Consider the following 20,418-nt stretch of genomic DNA (forward strand, 5'->3'; position numbering starts at 1 on the left):
CGCCCCGTCCCGTGACCCGTCCCCGGGTCACGGGACGGGCGGGTCAGCGTGTGCGGGCGACCGCGAAGACGCGGCGGAACGGGAACCAGGTGCCGCCGTCGGCGCTCGGCGGGTAGGCCGCCCGCAGCCGGGGCGCGAGCTCGCGGACGAACGCGTCGTAGGCGTCGTCGTCGAGGGCGTCGCGGACCGGGCGCAGGGCGGTGCCGGAGATCCAGCGCAGGACCGGGTCGTCGCCGTCGAGCCGCTGGAGGTAGGTCGTCTCCCAGGCGTCGACGTCGGCGCCCGCGGCGGCCAGGATGTCGGCGTAGCCGAGCGGGTCGAGCACGGTCTCGGTGCCGCGCAGCAGAATCCGGTCCCGCCACTGCGGGAGCGTCGCGACCTCGCGGGTCAGCACGTGGGAGGGGGCGTCGAAGTTGCCGGGGACCTGCACCGCGATCCACGCCCCGGGCGCGAGCGAGGCCACCCAGCGGCGCAGCACGTCGGGGTGCTCCGGCACCCACTGCAGCACCGCGTTGGTCACGAGCACCCCGGTGTCGCGGGGCGGGGTCCAGTCGCGCACGTCGACCCGCGTGGCGTCGACGCCGGCGGCGCGGGCCGCGGCGACCATGTCCGGGGAGGAGTCGAACGCCTCGACCGTCGCCGTCGGCCACCGCCGGGCGAGCAGCCCGGTCAGGTGGCCGGGGCCGCAGCCGGCGTCGACGACCCGGGTCAGCGCCGGGTCGGTCTCCCCCACCCGGGCCAGCAGGTCGAGGAACGGGCGGGAGCGGTGGTCGTCGAAGGCGCGGTAGAGGGCCGGGTCCCAGCTGGTGCTCACGGGTCCTCCGGGAGGCGGGCGGCGATGCCCTCGGCGAGGCGTCGCGCGGCGACGGGGTCGGTGCCCGGGTCGGGGCGCACCTGCAGGACCAGCCCGTCGCGGCCGGGGACGCGGCGCTGCAGCACCCAGACCCCTCCCCCGGGCAGCTCGCGCCGGTTCCGGGTGCGGATGGACTGGGTGACCCGCTCCTGCACCGCCTGCGGCACCTTCCCCGGGTCGGTGAGCCGGAACCGCAGCGGGCGCCCGTCGGCGAGCAGCTCGGTGCCGGGGGCGATCTGCTCGGCCGAGGTCGGCGTCACGACCAGGCTGACCTTGTCCCAGGTGGCCTTCGCGATCTCGTGCCAGCCCAGCCGCTCCCCACCGGGCGGCCAGATCCCCCACGAGGTGACCACGAGCATCCCGTCCGGGGCCTGCGCGGTGGCGACGACGGCCTCGGAGTCGGCGAGGGCGTCGGCGACCGCGTCGGGCACCGGCTCGCGGCCGAGCAGCCGCGACCAGAAGCCCGTCACGACGCGACCCCGGACGCCTGCTCGCGCAGCTGGATCTTGTACTGCTCCAGCGGGACGAGCACGCCGAACAGGTCCATGTACTCGTCGTGGTCGGTCTCGGCGTTGGTGCGCTGCAGCTGCGACTTGAGGTCGGCGATCTCGCGCTCGACCAGGCCGAGCCGGACCCCGGCGAGGACGCCGTTGACATAGCGGACCTCGTCGGTGTTGCGCTTGGGGAGCTCCATGTTCTCCACGGCCAGCTCGCTGACCAGGCGCTTCACGTCGTCGCCCGCACCCTCGGCGACGACGGCGTCGAGCCAGTCCGAGCCGTCCAGCCCGGCGCACACCCCGCCCGCGGCCATGATCGCCCGGTGCACCGCGGCCAGCTGCGGGTGGGTGAACCCGGCCTCGGGCAGCTCGTCGAAGCCGGGGCCGACGACGCCGGGGATCTGCAGCGCCGCCTTGAGCGCCTCGCGCTGCAGGTGCAGCTGGGTGTCGTCGCGCTTCGGGGCGGGCAGCGGGGCGCGACGCCGGGAGCGGCCCCCCTCGGGCGACACCCCGGCGCTCTCGCGCACCCGTCGCACGACGACGGCGATGTCGTCCCAGCCGACCCAGCCGGCCAGCCGTCGCGCGTACTCGTCGCGCAGGTCCTCCCGCTTGATCTGCGCGACCAGCGGGACGGTCCGCTGCAGCGCCGCGACCCGGCCCTCGGCGCTGGCGAGGTCGTGGCTGCGCAGCTCGGTGCGGATGGCGAACTCGAACAGCGGCTCGCGCCGGGCGACGAGGTCCTTCACGGCGGCGTCGCCGTGGTTGTTGCGCAGGTCGCAGGGGTCCTGACCGTCCGGGGCGACGGCGACGAAGGTCTGCGCGGCGAAGTTCTGGTCGCCCTCGAACGCCTTCATCGCGGCGCTCTGCCCGGCCGCGTCGCCGTCGAAGGTGTAGATGACCTCGCCGCGGTCGAAGGAGTCGTCGCCGATCAGCCGGCGGATGACCGAGACGTGCTCGGTGCCGAACGCCGTGCCACAGGACGCGACCGCCGTGGTCACCCCGGCCAGGTGCATCGCCATCACGTCGGTGTAGCCCTCGACGACGACCACCTGCCGGGTCTTCGCGATCTCCCGCTTGGCCTGGTCGAGGCCGAACAGCACGTGGGTCTTGCGGTAGACCGGCGTCTCGGAGGTGTTGAGGTACTTGGCCTCGATGCCGTCGTCGTCGAACAGCCGGCGCGCGCCGAAGCCGACGACGTCGCCGCCCAGGTCGCGGATCGGCCACAGCAGGCGCCGGTGGAACCGGTCGATCGCGCCGCGCCTGCCCTCCTTGGAGATGCCGGCCTTGATCAGCTCGTCGAGCGCGAAACCCTGGGACAGCAGGTGCTTGGTGACGGTGTCCCAGCCGGCCGGGGCGTACCCGCAGCCGAACTTCTCCGCGGCCGCGGTGTCGAAGCCGCGGTCGGCCAGGAACTGCACGCCCGCGCGGCCCGCGGGGGTGGCGAGCTGCTCGGCGTAGAACGCCTGGGCCTTCTTGTTGATCTCCAGCAGGCGGCTGCGGGTGCCGCGGTCGCGCTGCACCGAGGACCCGCCGCCCTCGTAGGTCAGCCGGACCCCGCACCGCTCGGCGAGCCGCTCGACGGCCTCGGGGAACCCGATGACCTCCATCTTCATGACGAAGTCGATGACGCTGCCGTGCTCGCCGCAGCCGAAGCAGTGGAACGTGCCGTGCGAGGGGCGGACGGTGAACGACGGGGACTTCTCGTCGTGGAACGGGCACAGGCCCTTCAGCGAGCCCGCCCCGGCGCGGCGGAGGGCCACGTACTCCTCGACGATCTCCTCGACCCGCGTGCGGTTGCGGACCTCGGTGATGTCGGCGTCCCGGATCCGTCCTGCCACACCGGCCAGTCTAGGCGCCTCCGGCCCGGCGCCCCGGTCCGCCCGCTGCCGGTGCGACGGCGTGTCCATCCGGCTGCTCGGACGGGGCGGCGACGGCCGCGTCGGCGACCACCCGGCGGCCGCGCAGGCCGGGCACCCGGCCCAGCCCGACGAACATGCCGACCAGGGCGATGCCCAGGCCCAGCACGGCCTGCACGGTGAGCGGCTCCCCGAGCACGGGCACGGCGACCAGCGCCGTCGTCGCCGGGACCAGGTTGAGCAGCGACGACACGAACACCGTGGACCGCAGCCGCAGCAGCACGAACATCAGCACAAAGGCGCCCGCCGAGTTCACGACCCCCAGGAAGGCCACGGCCGCCCAGCCCGACGGCGCGCGGGGCAGCCAGTCCGCGCCGAGGAACGGCCAGGCGGCCAGGGTCGCGACCAGCGAGGTCGCCATCTGGACCACGACGCTGGTCACCACGGGGGTGCTGTCGTTGAACCGCTTCTGGTAGAGCGTGCCGGCCGCCAGCGACAGCATGCCTAGCACCGGGAAGACGAGGTTGCCGCCGAGACCGGCACCGAGGTCGTCGGCCAGCACGACGTAGACGCCGGTGGCGCCGATCAGCAGGCCCAGCACCGGTCCGACGCCCAGGCGGGTGGCCAGCAGCAACGGGGTCAGCAGCCCGACCAGCAGCGGCGCCATCCCGAGGATGAGGCTCGACAGTCCGGCGGGGACGCCCGAGGCAAGCCCGCTGTAGACGAAGGTGAACTGCCCGACCTGCAGCAGCAGCGCCGTGACCGCAAGGTGCAGCCAGGCCCGGCCGCGCGGCAGGCCCGGCCGGAGCACCGCGACGGCGGCGAGCATCACGACCAGCGCGATCACGAACCGCCAGAGCAGGACCGCGGGGACGTCGGTGGACCCGGTCGCGATCTTGCCCGCGATGAAGCCGGACGCCCACAGCGGGACGAAGAGCACGGCCAGCACCGGGACGAGCCAACGCGAGGAGGTCACGCCGCCACTCCATCGCAGTGCTAACGACCGGGGCAAGCCGGGGTGGCGGGAGCCTCACCCACGGTCCGGTCAGGCCGCGACGACGGCCGGCGGCTCCAGCTCGGCGAGCGCCGAGGCCAGGTCCGGGTGGTTGCGCATCCCGTGCAGGACCGCCCGGGCGCCCGGCACCATGCGCGGCGCGACGCGTGCGGCGCCGATCAGCCGGACGTCCAGGCCGCGGTTCCGCGCCATGTGCCGCAGGTGGTGCAGCGCCCGCGCCCCGCGCGCGGTGACCCCGGTGCCCAGGTCGACGAGGACGTGCCGCACCGGCACCCAGCCCGCTCCGGCGGCGGCGAGGCGCGCGTCGACCTGGCGCAACAGCGACGCGCCCGCCGCCGCGTCCAGCTCGCCCTCCACGCGGATGCGGAGGACGTCCTCCCGGGGACGGTCGGTGCGGACCCTGCTCTCGTTCATCACGCTCTCCTCCCGGATCGTCGTCTCTCTCATATCTGTAGCGCACAGGTCAGATTTTCGCCACTGAGCGGCTACACTCGGGTTCGACGGAGGACCGGTCCGGGTGCCCAGGAGTGCGCCGCGGACCGCGACGGAGGACCGACCATGGCACTGGACCGACTCGACGACCCCGACTACCCGACCGTCGCGATGGGCCAGGCCGCGCACCTGCTGGAGGTCGAGCCCGCCTTCCTGCGCAGCCTGGACAGCGCGGGCGTGGTGAATCCGCACCGCTCCGCGGGCGGGCACCGCCGCTACTCGCGCAACCAGCTGGAGCAAGCCGCCCGCCTGCGCACCCTGCTGGACGAGGGACACCCGCTGGGGTCGGCGTCGTGGATCGATCGGCTGCGCGGGGAGCTCGCCGACAGCGAGGACCGCCTCGGCGCCGCGCACCGCGAGATCGAGCGCCTGCGCACGGTGCTCGCGCAGCTGCAGACCGAGCTCGGCAACACCGACCGCCCGAGCCCTTGACAGCAGAAAATCTCTAGCTATAACTGGAGATATCCGGAGCTCCTCTCCGGAGTACCGACCCGACGAAGGACGACGAGGAGTCAGCCGGCCGGTCGCGAACCGGCACGGCTGGAAGGGAGTGGTTCACGATGCTGCTGCGTACCGACCCGTTCCGGGCCCTGGACCGGCTCGCCACGCAGGCGTTCGAGTCCGGCGGCACCTGGTCGCGCCCCGCGGCGATGCCGATGGACGCCTGGCGTCACGGTGACGAGTTCGTCGTGGAGTTCGACCTGCCCGGCATCGACCCGGACGCCGTCGAACTCTCCGTCGAGCGCAGCACCCTGACGGTCAAGGCGGAACGCCGGCCCACCCACACCGGGACCACCGACCAGGTCGAGTGGGTCGCCTCCGAGCGGGCCTACGGCGTGTTCGCCCGTCAGCTGCTCCTCGGCGACAACCTCGACACGTCCGCCATCCACGCGTCGTACGACGCCGGGGTGCTGCGCATCCGCATCCCCGTCGCCGAGGCGGCCAAGCCGCGGACGATCACCGTGGAGTCCGGGCACGACTCCGACCGGCCGGCGATCAACGCCTGACCTCCGCCGCCGGGCCCGGCCGCGTGCCGGGCCCGGCGGCGGGCCGGTCGGCCGGCGAGGCCGTCGCGACGAGCACACGTAGCCCGGGCGTGCTCGGGTTCTACCCCGGCAGTGGTGGACCGCAGGTCGGTGAGCGTGATCACGGATCCACCGACGGCCCGACCCTATGCACGGACCGGCCCCTTCCTGGCAAGTCTCTTCACCCTGAGTGACGAACACGCGGCGTGTTGACGTGGTTCCGGCGTTCGCATTCGCGAACATCTCCGGTGTGCGTGTTCGAGGTGTGCGGGTCGCCGGGTTGCTCGCGACGATGCTGGTGATGGCCGGGTGCGGATCCCCCGGGTCGTTCGTGGACGTGCTGGACGCGGCGCTCGACACCGGCGTCGTCGACGTCGGTGTCGCGGCGCCGGCGACGCCCGGCACCGTGGAGGGCGCGGCCGCGGGCAGCGCGTCGACGACGCTGAAGACGCTGGCGGTGAAGGGCCGGGCACCGAAGACCGGCTACACCCGCGAGCAGTTCGGACGCCGCTGGGCCGACATCGACCGCGACGGCTGCGACCAGCGCAACCAGGTCCTCGCCCGGGACATGGACCGCGAGACGTTCAAGGCGGGCACCCACGACTGCGTGGTGCTCACCGGGTCGCTGCGCGACTCCTACACCGGCACCACCATCTCCTTCACCCGCGGTCAGGGCACCAGCGAGAAGGTGCAGATCGACCACGTCGTCGCGCTGTCCGACGCCTGGCAGAAGGGCGCCCAGCAGCTGGACGAGGCCACTAGGGAGAAGATCGGGAACGACCCGCTGAACCTGATCGCCGTCGACGGCCCGACCAACGCCCGCAAGGGCGACGGCGACGCCGCGACCTGGCTCCCGCCGGACAACCGCTACCGCTGCGCCTACGTCGCGCGGCAGGTCGCGGTGAAGAAGAAGTACAAGCTGTGGGTGACCAGCGCCGAGCGCGACGCGATCGACCGGGTCCTCGGGACCTGCCCGACCCGCGCCGTGACCAGCGAGGCCGACGCGGCGAAGCCCGCGATCACCCTGCGCTGACGACTCCGGCCCCGACTCCGACCCGGCCCCGCCGTCCCACCGGACGGCGGGGCCGTCGGCGTCCCGGGGCCGGCAGGGTCCGGTCTCAGGGCCGGCAGAGCGTGCGGTGCCAGGCGTGCGCCTGCGGGTCGGTCAGCGTCGCGACCTGGTCGATCACCACGCGCAGCCGCGCGCGGTCGTCGGGGGCGGCCGTCCAGTCCTCCGCGCGGGCGGGGTCCAGGACGTCCGGCCCCCGGGCGCACAGCGCGGCGACGAGGTCGTGCAGCAGGTCGCGCTGGCGGGACTGCATCTCCAGCCGCCGCGGGTCGCTCATCACGTAGCGGGTGGCCAGCGCCTTGAGCACCACGACCTCCGCCGCCGCGACGACCGGGACCACCAGGTCGGCGCGGTGCCGGGCCAGGGGGGCGTCGCCGTAGGTGTCCAGGGTCGCGTCGGTGGCGGCCAGCGCGAACCGGCCCACCAGCTCGGAGGTCATCCGCTTCATCGCGACCAGGTCGTCGCCCGCGGCGGTGGCGGCGTCGAAGCCGCGGACCGCGCGGACCACCGGCAGCGCGTCGAGCCGGGCGGCGGCCTCGGCGCAGGCCCCCTCGTCCTCGCCGAAGCGCAGCGACGCCTCCACCGCGAGCGCCGCGCGCTCGGCGGGCGAGGACAGCACCGCCAGGTCCATGCGGCCGGCGTGCACCGCGTCCTCGACGTCGTGCACCGAGTAGGCGACGTCGTCGGCCCAGTCCATGACCTGGGCCTCCATGCTCCGCACCCCCGGCCGGTCCCCGGCGCGCAGCCACTCCAGGGCGGGCAGGTCGTCGGTGTAGGCACCGAACTTGCGCTCCGCTCCGCGCCGCGCCCACGGGTACTTGGTGGCGGCGTCCAGCGTCGCCCGGGTCAGGTTGAGCCCGCCGGGGACGAGGCCGTCGCCGGAGCGGGCCTTCGGCTCCAGGCGGGTCAGGATGCGCAGGGTCTGGGCGTTGCCCTCGAACCCGCCGCACTCCGCACCCGCGACGTCGAGCGCCCGCTCGCCGTTGTGCCCGAACGGCGGGTGGCCGATGTCGTGGGCGAGCCCGGCGGCGTCGACGACGTCCGGGTCGAGCCCCAGCTCCTCGGCGACACCGCGGCCGATCTGGGCGACCTCCAACGAGTGCGTCAGCCGGGTCCGCGGGATGCCGCTGACCTCGGCGCCCTCCCCCGGCCCGACCACCTGGGTCTTGCCCGCGAGCCGGCGCAGCGCCGCGCAGTGCAGCACCCGGGCCCGGTCCCGGGAGTAGGGGCTGCGCCGCTCGACGCGGCCGCGCTCCCCCAGCCCGGACCCCTTCGGGGCCTCGGGGTGGCGGCGCTCGGCGTCGGCTGCGGTGTATCCCGGATCGGCCGGGGCGTGCTGGACGGTCATCCCAGCCCGCTGCTCGCGGTGTCGACCGAGGCGTGGGTCAGCTCGTAGAACAACAGGGCACCGGTCTCGCGGTAGATGTAGCGCAGCTGCGTCTCGCGGGTCTGCACGATCGGGCCGCTGCGGGTCGGAGAGGTGTAGGCCTTCAGCCCGGCGTCGCGGGCCATGGTGCGGGCCCGCAGGCTGTGCCACGGGTCGGACACCAGCAGCGCCGAGGACCAGCCCTGCTGCCGCGCGGTCGCCGCGACCGCCTGCAGGCTGCCGAGCGTGTCCGCGCCCTCGGGCACGGCCTCGACCGCCGAGGACGGCACGCCCTGCTCGATCAGCCAGTCCCGGCTGGCCTCGGCCTCGGTGTAGCGGTCCCCCGTCCGCCCGCCGCCGACGGTGACGATCCGCGGGGCCACGCCGTCGCGCCACAGCTGCTCGGCGTGCTTGAGACGGTTGGCCAGCACCGCGCTGGGCTCGCCGTTGTACTGGGCGGCGCCGAGCACGACGACCGCGTCACTGGGGCGCTGGTCGTCCACCCGGGCGACCTGCCACACCCGCAGCGCGGTCACCCCGACCACCGCGACGAGCATGACCAGCCCACCGACGAGCAGCCGCGCGCCCCAGGTCATGCCGGTCCGCACCGGGCGGCGCACGGTGCGCCGGTCCGGACCGGGCTCCGGCGGTGCGCCGCCGAGCCCGCGCCGCGACGACGTGCCGGTCATCCGCCGATCCGACCGGCGGAGGAGGCGAGCGCCGACGCCGAGCGCCCGGCGCGCAGCGCGACGACCTGGGCGACGATCGACACCGCGGTCTCGGCCGGGGTGCGGGCGCCGAGGTCGAGACCGACCGGCCCGTGGACAGTGGCCAGGGCGTCCTCGGTGACCCCGGCGGCGAGCAGCCGCTCGCGGCGCGCGGCCTGGGTGCGCCGCGACCCGAGCGCCCCGAGGAACCCGCGGCCGTGGGCGAGGCCGTCGAGCAGGGCCGCGTCGAAGGCCGGGTCGTGGTCGAGCAGCACCAGCACGTCGGCCTCGGTGAAGGCGGCGACGGCGGCGCGCGCGTCGTCGACGGTGGTGACGGTGCGGGCGCTCCAGCCGAGCAGGCCCGCCTGGGCGTGCAGGGCGGCCCCGAGCGCACCCTCGCCGACGACCAGCACCGACGGGACCGGCACCAGCAGGTCGACCAGGACCGCGGTGCCGTCGACGTCGAGCCGCTCGGTGGCCGTGGCCCCCCGGCGCAGCAGCGCGCGGGTCTGCTCGGCCGCCGCGGCGGTGACCCCGCCGAGGTCGCCGGTGGACTCCTCCAGGCCGGGCCCGGTGAGGACGAGGGCCGCGCCGGTTTCCACGACCGACAGCAGCGCGGCGGGCCGACCGGCCTCCAGTGCCTCCCCCAGCGCGGCGGCGGGACCGGCGGGCAGCGGGTGGGCGAGCAGCGTCGCCCCGCCGGCGCAGGCGAGCCCGGCCGCGACCGCGGAGGACTCCCCGACGTGCGCCTCGCGCACCGTCGCCGTCCCGGACGCCGCCTCGGCGGCGAGCGGGTGCGCGGAGTCGTCGAGGGCACCGAGGTAGAGCAGGCCGCCGACCTCGCCGTCGGTGGTGCCCGCGACCAGCTGGCCGGACTCGACGGAGCCGAACCCGTGCCGGTCGAGCACCCGGACGACGCCGATCCCCGGGCCGCCGGTCACCGCCCAGCGGCGCAGGGCCGCGCCCAGGTCACGACGGGGGTCGGCCGGTGGCCGTGCCGCGGAGGAGGTCGCCGAGGTGCTCACGGTCGCCAGGGTAGCGACGGGGCCTGACGGTGAGCTGAGAACGGGCCACCGCGCGCCGCTCACGAGGACCGTGTCCGGGGTCAGGCCCGTACCGACCGTCGCGACGGAACGATCTCGTCGGCGACGTCGGACAGTGCCGACCGCACGGTGGCGGCCGCGACCACCACCCACACCAGGACCAGTACCGCGAACAGCACCACAGCCGCCCCGACGACCGGGGGCAGCGCCGTCCGCGCGGCGAGCGCGTTCGTGCCGGTCACCAGGGTGCCGAACGGGAAGGTCACCGCCCACCAGGAGGCGCTGAAGGGCATCCCCCGGCGCAGGGCGTGGCCGATCAGCACCGCCGACAGCACCGTCCAGCCAACCGCGAAGCCCCAGGCGGGCGCGCCGTAGAGCAGTCCCGCGCCGATCGCGACGCCGGCGAACGGCTCGGGCAGCAGCCCCTGCGCCTGTCCCGCGAGGAGGTTCGCCGCCGTCACCGACTGCCCGAAGGGCCCCAGCACGATGACGACGGTCGGGGTGTCGGCCAGGGCGAGCCCGGCCGTGCCGAGCCGGGCCAGCACCCGTGGCAGCAGGGCCAGCGCCGACACCACGCCCAGCCCGAACAGGGCCACGCAGACCAGCAGCATCGTCGACGCCGCCGCCGGGCCCGGGATGTGTCCGATCAGCAGCGCGCCGTCGGCGGCGGCGACCATCGGCCCGACCACCGGCATGATCCAGGCGGGCGCCGGGTCGGTGGCCGATCCGGGCCTGCTGATCCAGCGGAACGGCACCCACACCGCGACGACCAGCACCACCACGGTGCCCGACGACCACAACGTCCAGCTCAGTGCGGCCGCGGCCGGCTCGCCGAGCAGGCCGGGACCGAGCTCGACCGCCCCCGCGCCGACGGTGAGCATCCCCAGGCCGGGTGCACCGAGGAACGGCAGGTCCGACGGGTCGGGACGGTCACCACGCCGTCGTCGCGCCGCCCCGGCCCGCACGACCAGCACGCCCAGCGCCACCAGCAACGCCGCCGCGAGCAGCCACAGCACGGTCCCCACGACGCGCAGGCCCGGCACCGGCACCGGGAACGAGGTGGTCGCGACCGCGACGATCCCGGTCCCCATCACCGCCCCGAACCAGGGCGGACCGGCCTGTTCCAGGCGAGACGTGATCACGGACGGGGATGACCCGCTCCGGCGTTGCACCAAACACCGGTACCGCCGTTCGGGCCATCACAGGGTGACCACCGCGACGGCTGCGTTCCGGAACCGTACGATTCCGGCACGCGTTGTACGCGTCGAACACCCATCAGATCGCGAGTCAGGAGTCATGGACCCCACCTGCAGTCCGCGCGCCGACCGTCCCCGTGACGGCCGGCGACCCCGCATCGTCCTCGTCCCCGCCCACGCCGTGCACATCCCGGCCGGGCCCGAGACCCGGGCGGTGACCTCCCGGTGATCGGCACGATCCTCGGCATCCTCCTGGGCATCCTGGTGGTCCTCGCGATCACCGCCCTGACCGGCTACTTCGTGGCCCAGGAGTTCGGCTACATGGCCGTCGACCGCTCCCGCCTCAAGGCCCGTGCGGCCGAGGGCGACACCGGAGCGTCCCGTGCCCTCGACATCACCCGTCGCACCTCGTTCATGCTGTCGGGCGCCCAGCTCGGCATCACCGTCACCGGTCTGCTGGTCGGTTACGTCGCCGAGCCGCTGATCGGTAACGGCATCGGTGAGCTGCTGGGCCTGGTCGACGTCCCGCTCGGCGTCGGTGTCGCGATCGGCACCGTGATCGCGCTGCTGTTCGCCACCGTCGTCCAGATGGTGTTCGGCGAGCTGTTCCCGAAGAACCTGGCGATCGCCCGGCCGGAGCCGGTGGCCCGCTGGCTGGCGCTGTCCACCAAGACCTACCTGGCGCTGTTCGGGTGGATCATCCGGATCTTCGACGCGGCCTCGAACCTGCTGCTGCGCGCACTGCGGATCGAGCCGGTGCACGACGTCGAGCACTCGGCCACCCCGCGCGACCTCGAGGCGATCATCGACGACTCGAAGGACTCGGGTGACCTCAACCCGGAGCTCGCGGTGCTGCTGGACCGCGCCGTCGACTTCGGCGACCGCACCGCGCGGGCCGCGATGATCCCGCGGCCGCGGGTGTCGTGGGTCCGCGCCGACGCGACCGTCGAGAGCCTGGTCGGCCAGATGGCCGTCCAGCACTCGCGGTACCCGGTGCTCGGGCCGCCCGCCGAGGCGACGGACACCGAGAACGCGCTGGAGCTGGTGGGCGTGGTCTGCCTGAAGGACGTGCTGGCCCTCGCCGACCGCGACGACCGGCCGTTCGACCAGGTGCTGGTGTCGGACCTGATGCGGGCCCCGGTGCTGGTGCCCTCGTCCCTGCCGCTGCCGCAGGTGCTGGCCCAGCTGCGTGCCGACGACGAGGAGCTCGCCTGCGTGCTCGACGAGTACGGCGGCCTCGCCGGTGTCATCACCGTCGAGGACGTCGCCGAGGAGCTCGTCGGTGAGATCACCGACGAGCACGACCAGGCCGGGACGGACCAGGCACTGCGGTCCGACGACGGCTGGGTCGTGCCGGGTGACCGGCACGTCGACGAGGTCGGCAGGCTGATCGACGCCGAGCTGCCCGAGGGCGACTACCAGACCGTCGGCGGTCTGGTGATGGCCGAGCTGCAGCGACTGCCGGACGCCGGCGACGCCGTCGTCGTGACGATCCCTGCCGAGAGCCCGGACGACGAGGACCGCGCCCTGCGCCTGGTGGTGCAGGAGGTCGACCGGCGGGTCCCGTCGGCGGTCCGCCTGGAGTGGACCGGACCGGTGACCGCCGGTTCCGAGCAGGACAGCGACGAGCGGGAGGTGCGGGCATGAGTGCCTTTCAGATCATCGCGACCATCGTCCTGATCGGGGCGAGCGCCTTCTTCGTCGCGATCGAGTTCGCCCTGATCGCGGCTCGCAACTACCGGCTGGAGGAGGCCGCACAGACCTCGGCCGCCGCCCGGGCCGCCCTGCGCAGCTCCAAGGACATCTCCGTGCTGCTCGCCGGGTCCCAGCTCGGCATCACGCTGTGCGTGCTGGGACTGGGCGCCATCAGCAAGCCGGCCGTGGACTACGCGCTGCGCCCGGTCCTGGAGGGCTGGGGCATCCCCGCCGGGGTCGCCGGGGTGGCGTCGTTCGTCATCTCGCTGATCGTGGTGACGTTCCTGCACCTGGTCGTCGGGGAGATGGCGCCGAAGTCCTGGGCGATCTCGCACCCGGAGCGCTCGGCGATCATGCTGGCGATCCCGATGCGCGGGTTCATGGTGGTGGCCCGGCCGGTGCTGCTCCTGCTCAACGGTGCCGCCAACCGCTGCCTGCGGCTGTGCGGGGTCCAGCCGGTGGACGAGATGGCCTCGGGCCGCAACGCCGACGACCTGCGCCAGCTGGTCGACCACTCGGCGAAGACCGGCACCCTGGACCAGGGGCGCCGTGACCAGCTGGTCACGGCGCTGGAGCTGGAGCGGACCCCGCTCGGCGAGCTCGCGCGGGAGCCCTCCGGGGTCGCCGCGGACGACGACGTCGCCGCCATCCAGGCGACCTGTCGCCGGACCGGTCACCTCCGGCTGGTCGTCCGCGACGGCGACACCCCGATCGGGTACGTGCACGTCCGCGACACCCTGACGCGGGCCCCGGGGACCCGGGCCCGGGACCTGATGCGCCCGGTGCTCACCCTGTCGGCGGACACGCAGTACCACACTGCGGTGAACACGATGCGTGAGCAGCGTGCGCACCTAGCGCTGGTGGAGTCCGACGACCGCCCGGTCGGCATCGTCACCCTCTCCGACCTGGTGGAACGGCTCCTCCCCGAGCCGGTGTAGGAGCGACCCCGGACCGGGTACCCGAGCTGCGCCCGGTCCGGGGCGGTCCTACTCTGGGTCGCCTCCCGATCACCCACGGAGGTTGTGATGACCGCTCCGACGCTGCGTCCCGCCGATCTCGACGACACGGCGCTGGCCAGGCTCAAGCAGCTCGAGGACCGCATCGGCGGCCCGCTCGTGGCCTACCGGCCCGAGTCGCCCTACGCCGCGCTGACCGCCGAGCAGCTGGAGGAGGTGCGCCGCGCCGAGTCCGAGCTGGGCGTGCAGCTGCTGGCCTACCGGCGCTGACCCACTCACGACGAACGCCCCCGCCCGGATCCCGGGCGGGGGCGTTCGTCGGTCCGGAGCCTGCTCAGCAGCCGAGCAGGCGCGTCGCCAGGTAGGTCTCGACCTGGTCCAGGGCGACCCGCTCCTGCGCCATCGAGTCGCGCTCGCGGATCGTCACCGCCTGGTCGGTGAGGGTGTCGAAGTCGACCGTGATGCAGAACGGGGTGCCGATCTCGTCCTGGCGGCGGTACCGGCGGCCGATGGCGCCGGCGTCGTCGAAGTCGACGTTCCAGTTCTTCCGGAGCTGCGCGGCCAGGTCCTTCGCCTTGGGCGAGAGGTCCGCGTTGCGCGACAGCGGCAGCACCGCGGCCTTGACCGGGGCGAGCCTGCGGTCGAGCTTCAGCACGACGCGCTTGTCGACGCCGCCCTTCGCGTTCGGCGCCTCGTCCTCGCTGTAGGCCTCGATGAGGAAGGCCATCATCGACCGGCCGACGCCGGCGGCGGGCTCGATCACGTACGGCTTGTACCGGGTGTCGGAGGCCTGGTCGTAGAACGACAGGTCGACGCCCGAGTGGTTCGAGTGCGCCGTGAGGTCGAAGTCGGTGCGGTTCGCGATGCCCTCGAGCTCGCCCCACTCCTGGCCGGTGAAGTTGAACCGGTACTCGATGTCGACGGTGCGCTTCGAGTAGTGGGAGAGCTTCTCCTTGGCGTGCTCGTAGTGCCGCAGGTTCTCCGAGGAGATGCCCAGGTCGGTGTACCAGCGGGTGCGCTCGTCGATCCAGTACTGGTGCAGCTCCTCGTCGCTGCCGGGCTCGACGAAGTACTCCATCTCCATCTGCTCGAACTCGCGCGTGCGGAAGATGAAGTTGCCCGGGGTGATCTCGTTGCGGAAGCTCTTGCCGATCTGACCGATGCCGAACGGCGGCTTCTTGCGCGAGGTCGTCTGCACGTTCAGGAAGTTCACGAAGATGCCCTGCGCGGTCTCCGGGCGCAGGTAGTGCAGCCCCTCCTCGGACTCCACCGGGCCGAGGAAGGTCTTGAGCATCATGTTGAACTCGCGGGGCGCGGTGAACCGGCCGCGGGTGCCGCAGTTGGGGCAGGGGACCTCGGAGAGGTCGTTCTGGTCGGCCTGCTCCGGGTCGCGGCCCTTGCGCTCGGCGAACTCCTCGGCGAGCTGGTCGGCGCGGTAGCGCTTGTGGCAGGACTCGCACTCGACCAGCGGGTCGGAGAAGGTGCCGACGTGGCCCGACGCGACCCAGGTCTGGCGCGGCAGGATGACCGATGAGTCCAGGCCGACGACGTCGTCGCGGCCGGTCACCATGGTCTTCCACCACTGGCGCTTGATGTTGTCCTTCAGCTCGACGCCGAGGGGCCCGTAGTCCCACGCCGACCGGGTACCGCCGTAGATCTCACCGGAGGCGAAGACGAATCCGCGCCGCTTGGTCAGCGCGACGATGGTCTCGATCTTGGCGGAGGTGGGCTTGCTGGCCACTGGCGGTACTCCAGAGAAGGTGGTTCGGAGGTCCCCCGGATACGGGGCGTCCCAGGTTACCGACCCGCCGTGCATCCCCACCCCCTGCCCCGCCCCCAGCCCCGCCGCGGTGGCTCCGACCGGCCGACCTCGCACAGGTTCCTGCGACCTCGCACACCCTGCAGAGGCTGCGAGGTCGCAGAACGGTCTGCGAGGTCGAGCGCTCACGCGGCACGGTCCAGGGCGCGGTGCAGGCGGGCGACGGTCGGGGCGAACGACGCCGCGCTGTGCAGGTCGGCCCACACCCAGCGCACCACCGCGACGCCCTCGGCCCGGATCGCGTCCTCCCGCAGCTTCTCCCGCCACAGGACCTCCTCGAGGTCGCCACCGGGGTCGAGCCGCCGGCCGTACTTGATGCGCCCGTCGAACTCCCCCGCCACCCGGGCCTGCTCCCACCAGAAGTCGACCCGGCCGAGGAACCGTCCCGCCGGATCCCGCAGCTCCTGCTGGGTGGCCGGTGCGGGCAGGCCGCAGGAGTGGAGGAGGAGCCTGCTGCGGGTCTCCCCCGGGCCGTCCGCACCGCCGTCGGCCGCGGCGAGCACCCGGCGGGCGGCCGGGGTGCCGGGACGCCGCGCGGACCGGGCCACGGCGGCGGCGAGCTCGTCGGCGGTGACGGCTCCGGCGTGCAGCGCCGCGTCGGTGACCGCGACCGCCACGACGAAGGGCAGAGCGCGGGCCAGGTCGACGACCGTGCGCGGGACCGTCGTCACCGGGACGCCGTCGACGACGGTGATCTCGTCCGCGGCGAGCGTCGCCGCGTGGCACCGCGCCGACGGCGCCGTCCGCGCACCGCTGCGCCGGTTCCTGGTCACCTCCACCCGGTCGAGCGGGACCCGCCACAGCCCGATCCCGTGCATCGCGGCCGCCGAGACGTGGCTGAACACCGCGTCCGGGGACAGGGTGCGGACCGCCGCACGCACCGTCTGCCGGTGTCGTTCCACCGGTCCGAGGTCACCGGCTCCGACGTAGGCGCCGCGACGCAGCCGGACGAGCCGGCCCGAGGCCCGGAGCCTGCGGAGCTCGTCGTCGCCCACGCCCGCCGCGACCAGGTCCCGGCGCAGCACCGGGGCGGGCGAACCGGGCGCCGGTCGCGGGTCGGGATCCATGTCCCCACCGTCGCCGCGCACCGGGAGCGCGGGAAGCCCGTCACCCGTCCGGCTGTGGACGGTCCCGGCTCGCGCCGGGCGTCGAGCGCGCGCTGTGGACAACCCGGCCCCTCCGCCGCACCTCACACACGTTCCTGCGACCTCGCACGCTCTGCAGCGGCTGCGAGGTCGCAGGACGGTGTGCGAGGTCGGGGGTTCAGCTCAGCAGGCTGGGGTGGTGGACGGGGGTGGCGCGGGGGGGTGACCGTGATCAGGGACTCGTAGGTCGCCTCGGTGGTCGTGTCGGCCTCGGCCAGCAGCGGGTGCACGTGCTCACGGACCTCGAACGGCCCCAGGGCGCGCCGGTAGGCGTCGACGGAGTCGAAGCGGACGGTCAGGACCCACTGCCCGGCGTCCTCGATCGCCCGGCCCGCCTCACCCCCGCGGCAGCCCGGCCGGGCGGCCAGGAGCTCCAGGGCACGGGCCGCGCGCGTGGTGAACGCGGACTCCTCGGAGGGGGACACGCGGAAGCGGCAGACCAGCAGCACGGCGCGACGATAACGAACACGCCTACCATGTCGGGTGCGGCCGGCACGGCACAGCAGCGCCGGGGGGTGTGGCCGCCGCCTCCGGGGAACGGACGGGTCCACCACATGTCTGCCGCAGCCCAGACCACGCACGCACCGGGAGCCGGCCCGGGTGCGGACGACGACCACCACCCCGCGCCCGAGCCCGGCCCGACCCGCGACCCGCGCACCCTCGCCGCCGCGGGCGACCTGCTGCGGGCACTCGCCGCACCGGTCCGGATCGCCATCGTCCTGCAGCTGCTGGAACACTCCCGGTGCGTCCACGACCTGGTGGACGCGCTCGGGGTCACCCAGCCCCTGATCAGCCAGCACCTGCGGGTCCTCAAGGCCGCCGGGGTGGTCGAGGGCGAGCGGAAGGGCCGTGAGGTGCTGTACTCGCTGGTGGACGACCACCTGGCGCACATCGTGGTGGACGCCGTCGCCCACGTCGAGGAGGACACGTGACGGAGACGACCGACCGGACGACCGCGGCGACGATCACACAGCGGTCCACCGCCGGGCCGCGCGGCATCCGCGCCACCCGGCAGCGGGCCGCCGTCACCGCGCTGCTCGACCGCCTGGAGGACTTCCGGTCCGCCCAGGAGATCCACGAGGAGCTGCGGCGCGCCGGTGAGGGCATCGGCCTGACCACGGTCTACCGGACCCTGCAGACCCTCGCCGACGGCGGCGAGGTCGACGTGCTGCGGGTCGCGTCCGGCGAGGCGGTCTACCGGCGCTGCGAGACCGAGCACCACCACCATCACCTGGTGTGCCGCCGGTGCGGCGCCGCCGTCGAGATCGAGGGCCCCGCGGTGGAGTCCTGGACCGAGTCGGTCGCGCAGAAGCACGGCTTCACCGAGGTGTCGCACACCCTGGAGATCTTCGGCCTCTGCGGCCGCTGCTCGGCGGGCTGACGCCCCGGGCTCAGTCCCCGCAGCCGGGGACGGCGGGCAGCTCCCGGTCCCGGGCGAACGGGTCGGCCGGGCGCGGGTCCGGGGTGGGCGCCCACCGGCCGTCGACGAGGGCGTAGGTCCAGGCCGGACCGCGCCGCGCCAGGTCGGTCAGCGCGTCGACCAGCCGGTCGACGTCGGAGGGGCCGGTGCGCAGGCCCAGCGAGGCGCGCACCGCGTCGCCGCCGCCGGTGAGCCGCTCCAGCAGCGGGTGCGCGCAGAACCGCCCGTCGCGGACGCCGATGCCGTACTCGGCGGACAGCGCCGCCGCGACGAGGCCCGCGGGCAGCTCGCCGAGGGTGAACGAGACGGTCGCGGTGCGGTCGGCGTCGGGCCCGTCGTCGAAGCAGGACAGGACCCGCAGGCCGGGGACGGTCGCCAGGCCCGCGCGCAGCCGGGCGGCGAGCTCGCGCTCGTGGGCGGGCACGGCGTCGTCGATCAGGTCCTCGAGGGTGCGGCAGGCCGCGCCCAGCGCAGCGGCGCCGAGCACGTTCGGGGTGCCGCCCTCGTGGCGCTGCGGTGCGGGCAGCCACTCGGTGACGGTCTCCCCACCGGCCACGGCGACCGAGCGGACCGCTCCCCCGCCCGCGACGTGCGGCTCGGCGGCGTCGAGCCAGTCCCGGCGACCGACGAGGACCCCGGCGCCGTAGGGCGCGTAGAGCTTGTGCCCGGACAGCGCGACGTAGTCCGCGCCCCACCCGGCCAGGTCGACGCGCCGGTGCGGGGCGAGCTGCGCGGCGTCGACGCACAGCCGGGCGCCTGCGGCGTGCGCGATCCGGGCGATCTCGGCGACCGGGAGGAGCTCGCCGGTCACGTTGGACGCACCGGTGACCGCGACCAGCGCGGCGTCGGGACGGGCGGCGAGCTCGGCCCGCAGCGCGTCGAGGGTCGCGGCGATGCTGCGACCGGCCCGCACGACCCGGTGCTCGGCGCCGCCGGTACCGCCCCGCCAGGCCAGCAGCGTCGCGTGGTGCTCCAGGTCGAGGGTCACCACCGGGCCGGGCACGGCGCGGGCGAGCAGGCCGAGCGCGTCGGTGGTGTTGCGGGTGAACACCACGACGTCGTCGGCGCGGGCCCGGACGAACCGGGCGACGTCGGCGCGGGCGTTCTCCACCAGGGCGGTGCAGACCTTCGAGGTCCAGCCGGCGCCGCGGTGCACGCTGCCGTGGTAGGGCAGCACCTGCGCGACGTGCGCGGCGACGCTCTCCAGCGCCGGCGCCGACGCGGCGGAGTCGAGGTCGCAGTAGCGGGCCCACCCGCCGTCGACGAGCGGGACGGTGAGGTCCGCGCCGACGACACGGGGCAGCGCGTGCTGGACGGAACGCGACAGGGCGAGGGTCATGATCGGGCCTCCGGCCGATCTCGGGGACCCGGCGTGGCGCACGGATCCGCGCTTGCCGACTGCGGGTGTCGCGTCGGCCCGGTCATCACCCGGGGCACCCCACCGCGGAGGAGGGTTGCCGTCCAGCGAGCCGGGGCTTCGCGCTGGCACTCGTGACCTTCGCCGCCGAAGCTAGCAGACCGTCTCAGAAGGAGACACCGTGACCGTCGCCACCCCGGATAGCGTCTGAAAGATGACCGACACGCAACCCGCCCCGGGCACGGTACGGCGGATCGACGTCCCGGAGTCCGGCGAGCTTGCCCAGCTGGCGGCGGTGTTCGACGACCTGCAGTACGTGCTGCAGTGCTGCGAGCACCTGGTGACCGCGCTCGGCGGTCCGGAGTCCGGCCCGGTCCGGGTGGCCGCCGACCCGGCCCTGGTCGAGGCACTGTGGACCGGCGCGGTGATCGGCTACGTGCGCTGCTTCTCCGGCCGCACCAAGACCCTCACGAAGGACGACCTGTCCACCCTGGAGCTCGAGGGTGACGTCACCGGGTTCCACGACATGATGTCGACGCTGCGCGACCACTACGCGTCGCGGCACGTCAACCCGCGTGAGTCCTACGAGATCGGCGTCGCCCAGTCCAACGACGGCGCCCCGCGCGGTGTCGCGGTCGTCTCCACCCCGCGCCCCCAGGTCGACGAGACCACGGTGCGGCTGCTCGGCCGGGTCGCCTACGGCCTGTCCGGGCTGGTGGACGCGCGGATGACCAAGGCCCAGAACGACGTGCTGGGCGTGGCGCACGCGATGACCGCGGGCCAGCTGGCGGCGCTGCCGATCGTGCACCTCAGCGACGCCGGGGAGGCGGACCCCGCCGGGGAGGGCTGACCGTCGTGCGGCCGTCCCGTGCATGGACGGCCGCACACCGGCTATCCGGTCACCGAA

22 protein-coding genes and 1 riboswitch are annotated in these 20,418 nt (G+C 74.4%); of the genes, 9 read left to right on the top strand and 13 right to left on the bottom strand.

The features are described from left to right. Nucleotides 1-43: 43 nt before the first annotated feature. From KPL60_RS11365 to KPL60_RS11385, 5 genes are all read right to left on the bottom strand, one after another. Nucleotides 44-814, bottom strand: a complete 771-nt coding sequence (locus KPL60_RS11365; protein WP_226365782.1) for a trans-aconitate 2-methyltransferase — start codon at nt 812-814, stop codon at nt 44-46. Then, complete coding sequence (locus KPL60_RS11370) at nt 811-1,323, bottom strand: hypothetical protein (protein WP_226365783.1); 513 nt, start codon at nt 1,321-1,323, stop codon at nt 811-813. The genes KPL60_RS11365 and KPL60_RS11370 overlap by 4 nt, the downstream gene beginning before the upstream one ends. Beyond that, nucleotides 1,320-3,188, bottom strand: a complete 1,869-nt coding sequence (dnaG, locus tag KPL60_RS11375) for a DNA primase (protein ID WP_226365784.1) — start codon at nt 3,186-3,188, stop codon at nt 1,320-1,322. The genes KPL60_RS11370 and dnaG overlap by 4 nt, the downstream gene beginning before the upstream one ends. Nucleotides 3,189-3,198: 10 nt before the next feature. Then, nucleotides 3,199-4,182, bottom strand: a complete 984-nt coding sequence (locus KPL60_RS11380) for a DMT family transporter (protein ID WP_226365785.1) — start codon at nt 4,180-4,182, stop codon at nt 3,199-3,201. Nucleotides 4,183-4,251: 69 nt separating this feature from the next. Next, a complete protein-coding gene (locus KPL60_RS11385) occupies nt 4,252-4,635 on the bottom strand; it encodes a hypothetical protein (protein WP_062401545.1) in 384 nt (127 codons plus the stop codon). 144 nt (nt 4,636-4,779) lie between these two features. On the opposite strand from KPL60_RS11385, the gene KPL60_RS11390 reads away from it, so the two are divergent. The 3 genes from KPL60_RS11390 (at nt 4,780) to KPL60_RS11400 (ending at nt 6,771) form a co-directional block, all read left to right on the top strand. Further along, the gene (locus KPL60_RS11390) at nt 4,780-5,145 is read left to right on the top strand and encodes a helix-turn-helix domain-containing protein (RefSeq protein ID WP_226365786.1); all 366 of its coding nucleotides are present in this window, start codon (nt 4,780-4,782) and stop codon (nt 5,143-5,145) included. 128 nt (nt 5,146-5,273) lie between these two features. Further along, nucleotides 5,274-5,720, top strand: coding sequence for an Hsp20/alpha crystallin family protein (locus KPL60_RS11395; protein WP_062401541.1), 447 nt, complete (start codon nt 5,274-5,276; stop codon nt 5,718-5,720). A 268-nt stretch (nt 5,721-5,988) separates the two neighbouring features. Continuing rightward, nucleotides 5,989-6,771: an HNH endonuclease family protein gene (locus tag KPL60_RS11400; protein WP_226365787.1), complete on the top strand. Its 783-nt coding sequence runs from the start codon at nt 5,989-5,991 to the stop codon at nt 6,769-6,771. Between the two features lie 85 nt (nt 6,772-6,856). Here KPL60_RS11400 and KPL60_RS11405 read toward each other — a convergent pair whose 3' ends face one another. The 4 genes from KPL60_RS11405 to KPL60_RS11420 all read right to left on the bottom strand — a co-directional run bounded on the left by KPL60_RS11405 (nt 6,857) and on the right by KPL60_RS11420 (nt 11,065). Continuing rightward, nucleotides 6,857-8,155 carry a deoxyguanosinetriphosphate triphosphohydrolase gene (locus tag KPL60_RS11405; RefSeq protein ID WP_226365788.1) on the bottom strand — a complete coding sequence of 433 codons (1,299 nt, stop codon included), beginning with the start codon at nt 8,153-8,155 and terminating at the stop codon, nt 6,857-6,859. Next, the gene (locus tag KPL60_RS11410; RefSeq protein WP_062404469.1) at nt 8,152-8,769 is read right to left on the bottom strand and encodes a YdcF family protein; all 618 of its coding nucleotides are present in this window, start codon (nt 8,767-8,769) and stop codon (nt 8,152-8,154) included. Before KPL60_RS11410 ends, KPL60_RS11405 begins: the two co-directional genes overlap by 4 nt. An 89-nt stretch (nt 8,770-8,858) precedes the next feature. After that, the gene (locus KPL60_RS11415; RefSeq protein ID WP_226365789.1) at nt 8,859-9,905 is read right to left on the bottom strand and encodes an XdhC family protein; all 1,047 of its coding nucleotides are present in this window, start codon (nt 9,903-9,905) and stop codon (nt 8,859-8,861) included. An 80-nt stretch (nt 9,906-9,985) separates the two neighbouring features. After that, a complete protein-coding gene (locus tag KPL60_RS11420) occupies nt 9,986-11,065 on the bottom strand; it encodes a C4-dicarboxylate ABC transporter (RefSeq protein WP_226356022.1) in 1,080 nt (359 codons plus the stop codon). A 279-nt stretch (nt 11,066-11,344) separates the two neighbouring features. Here KPL60_RS11420 and KPL60_RS11425 point away from each other — a divergent pair, with 279 nt between their 5' ends. The 3 genes from KPL60_RS11425 (at nt 11,345) to KPL60_RS11435 (ending at nt 14,040) form a co-directional block, all read left to right on the top strand. Beyond that, nucleotides 11,345-12,766 carry a hemolysin family protein gene (locus tag KPL60_RS11425; RefSeq protein ID WP_208824228.1) on the top strand — a complete coding sequence of 474 codons (1,422 nt, stop codon included), beginning with the start codon at nt 11,345-11,347 and terminating at the stop codon, nt 12,764-12,766. Then, nucleotides 12,763-13,752, top strand: a complete 990-nt coding sequence (locus tag KPL60_RS11430) for a CNNM domain-containing protein (RefSeq protein WP_208824226.1) — start codon at nt 12,763-12,765, stop codon at nt 13,750-13,752. Before KPL60_RS11425 ends, KPL60_RS11430 begins: the two co-directional genes overlap by 4 nt. 87 nt (nt 13,753-13,839) lie before the next feature. Beyond that, entirely contained in the window at nt 13,840-14,040 is a 201-nt protein-coding gene (locus KPL60_RS11435; RefSeq protein WP_073577983.1) for a hypothetical protein, read from the top strand. A gap of 64 nt (nt 14,041-14,104) precedes the next feature. Here KPL60_RS11435 and KPL60_RS11440 read toward each other — a convergent pair whose 3' ends face one another. The 3 genes from KPL60_RS11440 to KPL60_RS11450 all read right to left on the bottom strand — a co-directional run bounded on the left by KPL60_RS11440 (nt 14,105) and on the right by KPL60_RS11450 (nt 17,183). Beyond that, entirely contained in the window at nt 14,105-15,511 is a 1,407-nt protein-coding gene (locus KPL60_RS11440; RefSeq protein WP_226365790.1) for a glycine--tRNA ligase, read from the bottom strand. Nucleotides 15,512-15,714: 203 nt separating this feature from the next. Then, nucleotides 15,715-16,656: a type IV toxin-antitoxin system AbiEi family antitoxin domain-containing protein gene (locus KPL60_RS11445; protein ID WP_226365791.1), complete on the bottom strand. Its 942-nt coding sequence runs from the start codon at nt 16,654-16,656 to the stop codon at nt 15,715-15,717. Between the two features lie 122 nt (nt 16,657-16,778). After that, nucleotides 16,779-17,183, bottom strand: coding sequence for an antibiotic biosynthesis monooxygenase (locus KPL60_RS11450; protein WP_226365792.1), 405 nt, complete (start codon nt 17,181-17,183; stop codon nt 16,779-16,781). 105 nt (nt 17,184-17,288) lie between these two features. Here KPL60_RS11450 and KPL60_RS11455 point away from each other — a divergent pair, with 105 nt between their 5' ends. Both KPL60_RS11455 and KPL60_RS11460 read left to right on the top strand, forming a co-directional pair. Next, nucleotides 17,289-17,666 (top strand): helix-turn-helix transcriptional regulator, encoded by a 378-nt coding sequence (locus KPL60_RS11455; protein ID WP_020624590.1) that lies wholly within the window; start codon nt 17,289-17,291, stop codon nt 17,664-17,666. Then, on the top strand, nt 17,663-18,115 hold the full coding sequence (locus KPL60_RS11460; protein ID WP_373324130.1) for a Fur family transcriptional regulator: 453 nt from the start codon (nt 17,663-17,665) through the stop codon (nt 18,113-18,115). The genes KPL60_RS11455 and KPL60_RS11460 overlap by 4 nt, the downstream gene beginning before the upstream one ends. Nucleotides 18,116-18,125: 10 nt before the next feature. Here the strand turns inward: KPL60_RS11460 and KPL60_RS11465 are convergent, their stop codons facing one another. Continuing rightward, nucleotides 18,126-19,493 carry an aminotransferase class V-fold PLP-dependent enzyme gene (locus KPL60_RS11465; protein ID WP_226365793.1) on the bottom strand — a complete coding sequence of 456 codons (1,368 nt, stop codon included), beginning with the start codon at nt 19,491-19,493 and terminating at the stop codon, nt 18,126-18,128. Between the two features lie 43 nt (nt 19,494-19,536). Then, nucleotides 19,537-19,651: riboswitch (SAM riboswitch) on the bottom strand. A gap of 74 nt (nt 19,652-19,725) precedes the next feature. On the opposite strand from KPL60_RS11465, the gene KPL60_RS11470 reads away from it, so the two are divergent. After that, nucleotides 19,726-20,361, top strand: coding sequence for a hypothetical protein (locus KPL60_RS11470; protein ID WP_226356013.1), 636 nt, complete (start codon nt 19,726-19,728; stop codon nt 20,359-20,361). Nucleotides 20,362-20,418: the final 57 nt, after the last annotated feature.

This window comes from Pseudonocardia sp. ICBG162 (assembly GCF_020496225.1).
In the GTDB taxonomy this organism is placed as follows: Bacteria; Actinomycetota; Actinomycetes; order Mycobacteriales; family Pseudonocardiaceae; genus Pseudonocardia; species Pseudonocardia alni.

Bases quoted from the DNA above. Each gene is read 5' to 3' on its own strand.
- KPL60_RS11455 (WP_020624590.1), top strand. From the start codon at position 17,289: ATGTCTGCCGCAGCCCAGACCACGCACGCACCGGGAGCCGGCCCGGGT.
- KPL60_RS11385 (WP_062401545.1), bottom strand. From the start codon at position 4,635: ATGAACGAGAGCAGGGTCCGCACCGACCGTCCCCGGGAGGACGTCCTC.
- KPL60_RS11445 (WP_226365791.1), bottom strand. From the start codon at position 16,656: ATGGATCCCGACCCGCGACCGGCGCCCGGTTCGCCCGCCCCGGTGCTG.
- KPL60_RS11430 (WP_208824226.1), top strand. From the start codon at position 12,763: ATGAGTGCCTTTCAGATCATCGCGACCATCGTCCTGATCGGGGCGAGC.
- KPL60_RS11465 (WP_226365793.1), bottom strand. From the start codon at position 19,493: ATGACCCTCGCCCTGTCGCGTTCCGTCCAGCACGCGCTGCCCCGTGTC.
- KPL60_RS11395 (WP_062401541.1), top strand. From the start codon at position 5,274: ATGCTGCTGCGTACCGACCCGTTCCGGGCCCTGGACCGGCTCGCCACG.
- KPL60_RS11405 (WP_226365788.1), bottom strand. From the start codon at position 8,155: ATGACCGTCCAGCACGCCCCGGCCGATCCGGGATACACCGCAGCCGAC.
- KPL60_RS11435 (WP_073577983.1), top strand. From the start codon at position 13,840: ATGACCGCTCCGACGCTGCGTCCCGCCGATCTCGACGACACGGCGCTG.
- KPL60_RS11470 (WP_226356013.1), top strand. From the start codon at position 19,726: ATGACCGACACGCAACCCGCCCCGGGCACGGTACGGCGGATCGACGTC.
- KPL60_RS11410 (WP_062404469.1), bottom strand. From the start codon at position 8,769: ATGACCTGGGGCGCGCGGCTGCTCGTCGGTGGGCTGGTCATGCTCGTC.
- KPL60_RS11390 (WP_226365786.1), top strand. From the start codon at position 4,780: ATGGCACTGGACCGACTCGACGACCCCGACTACCCGACCGTCGCGATG.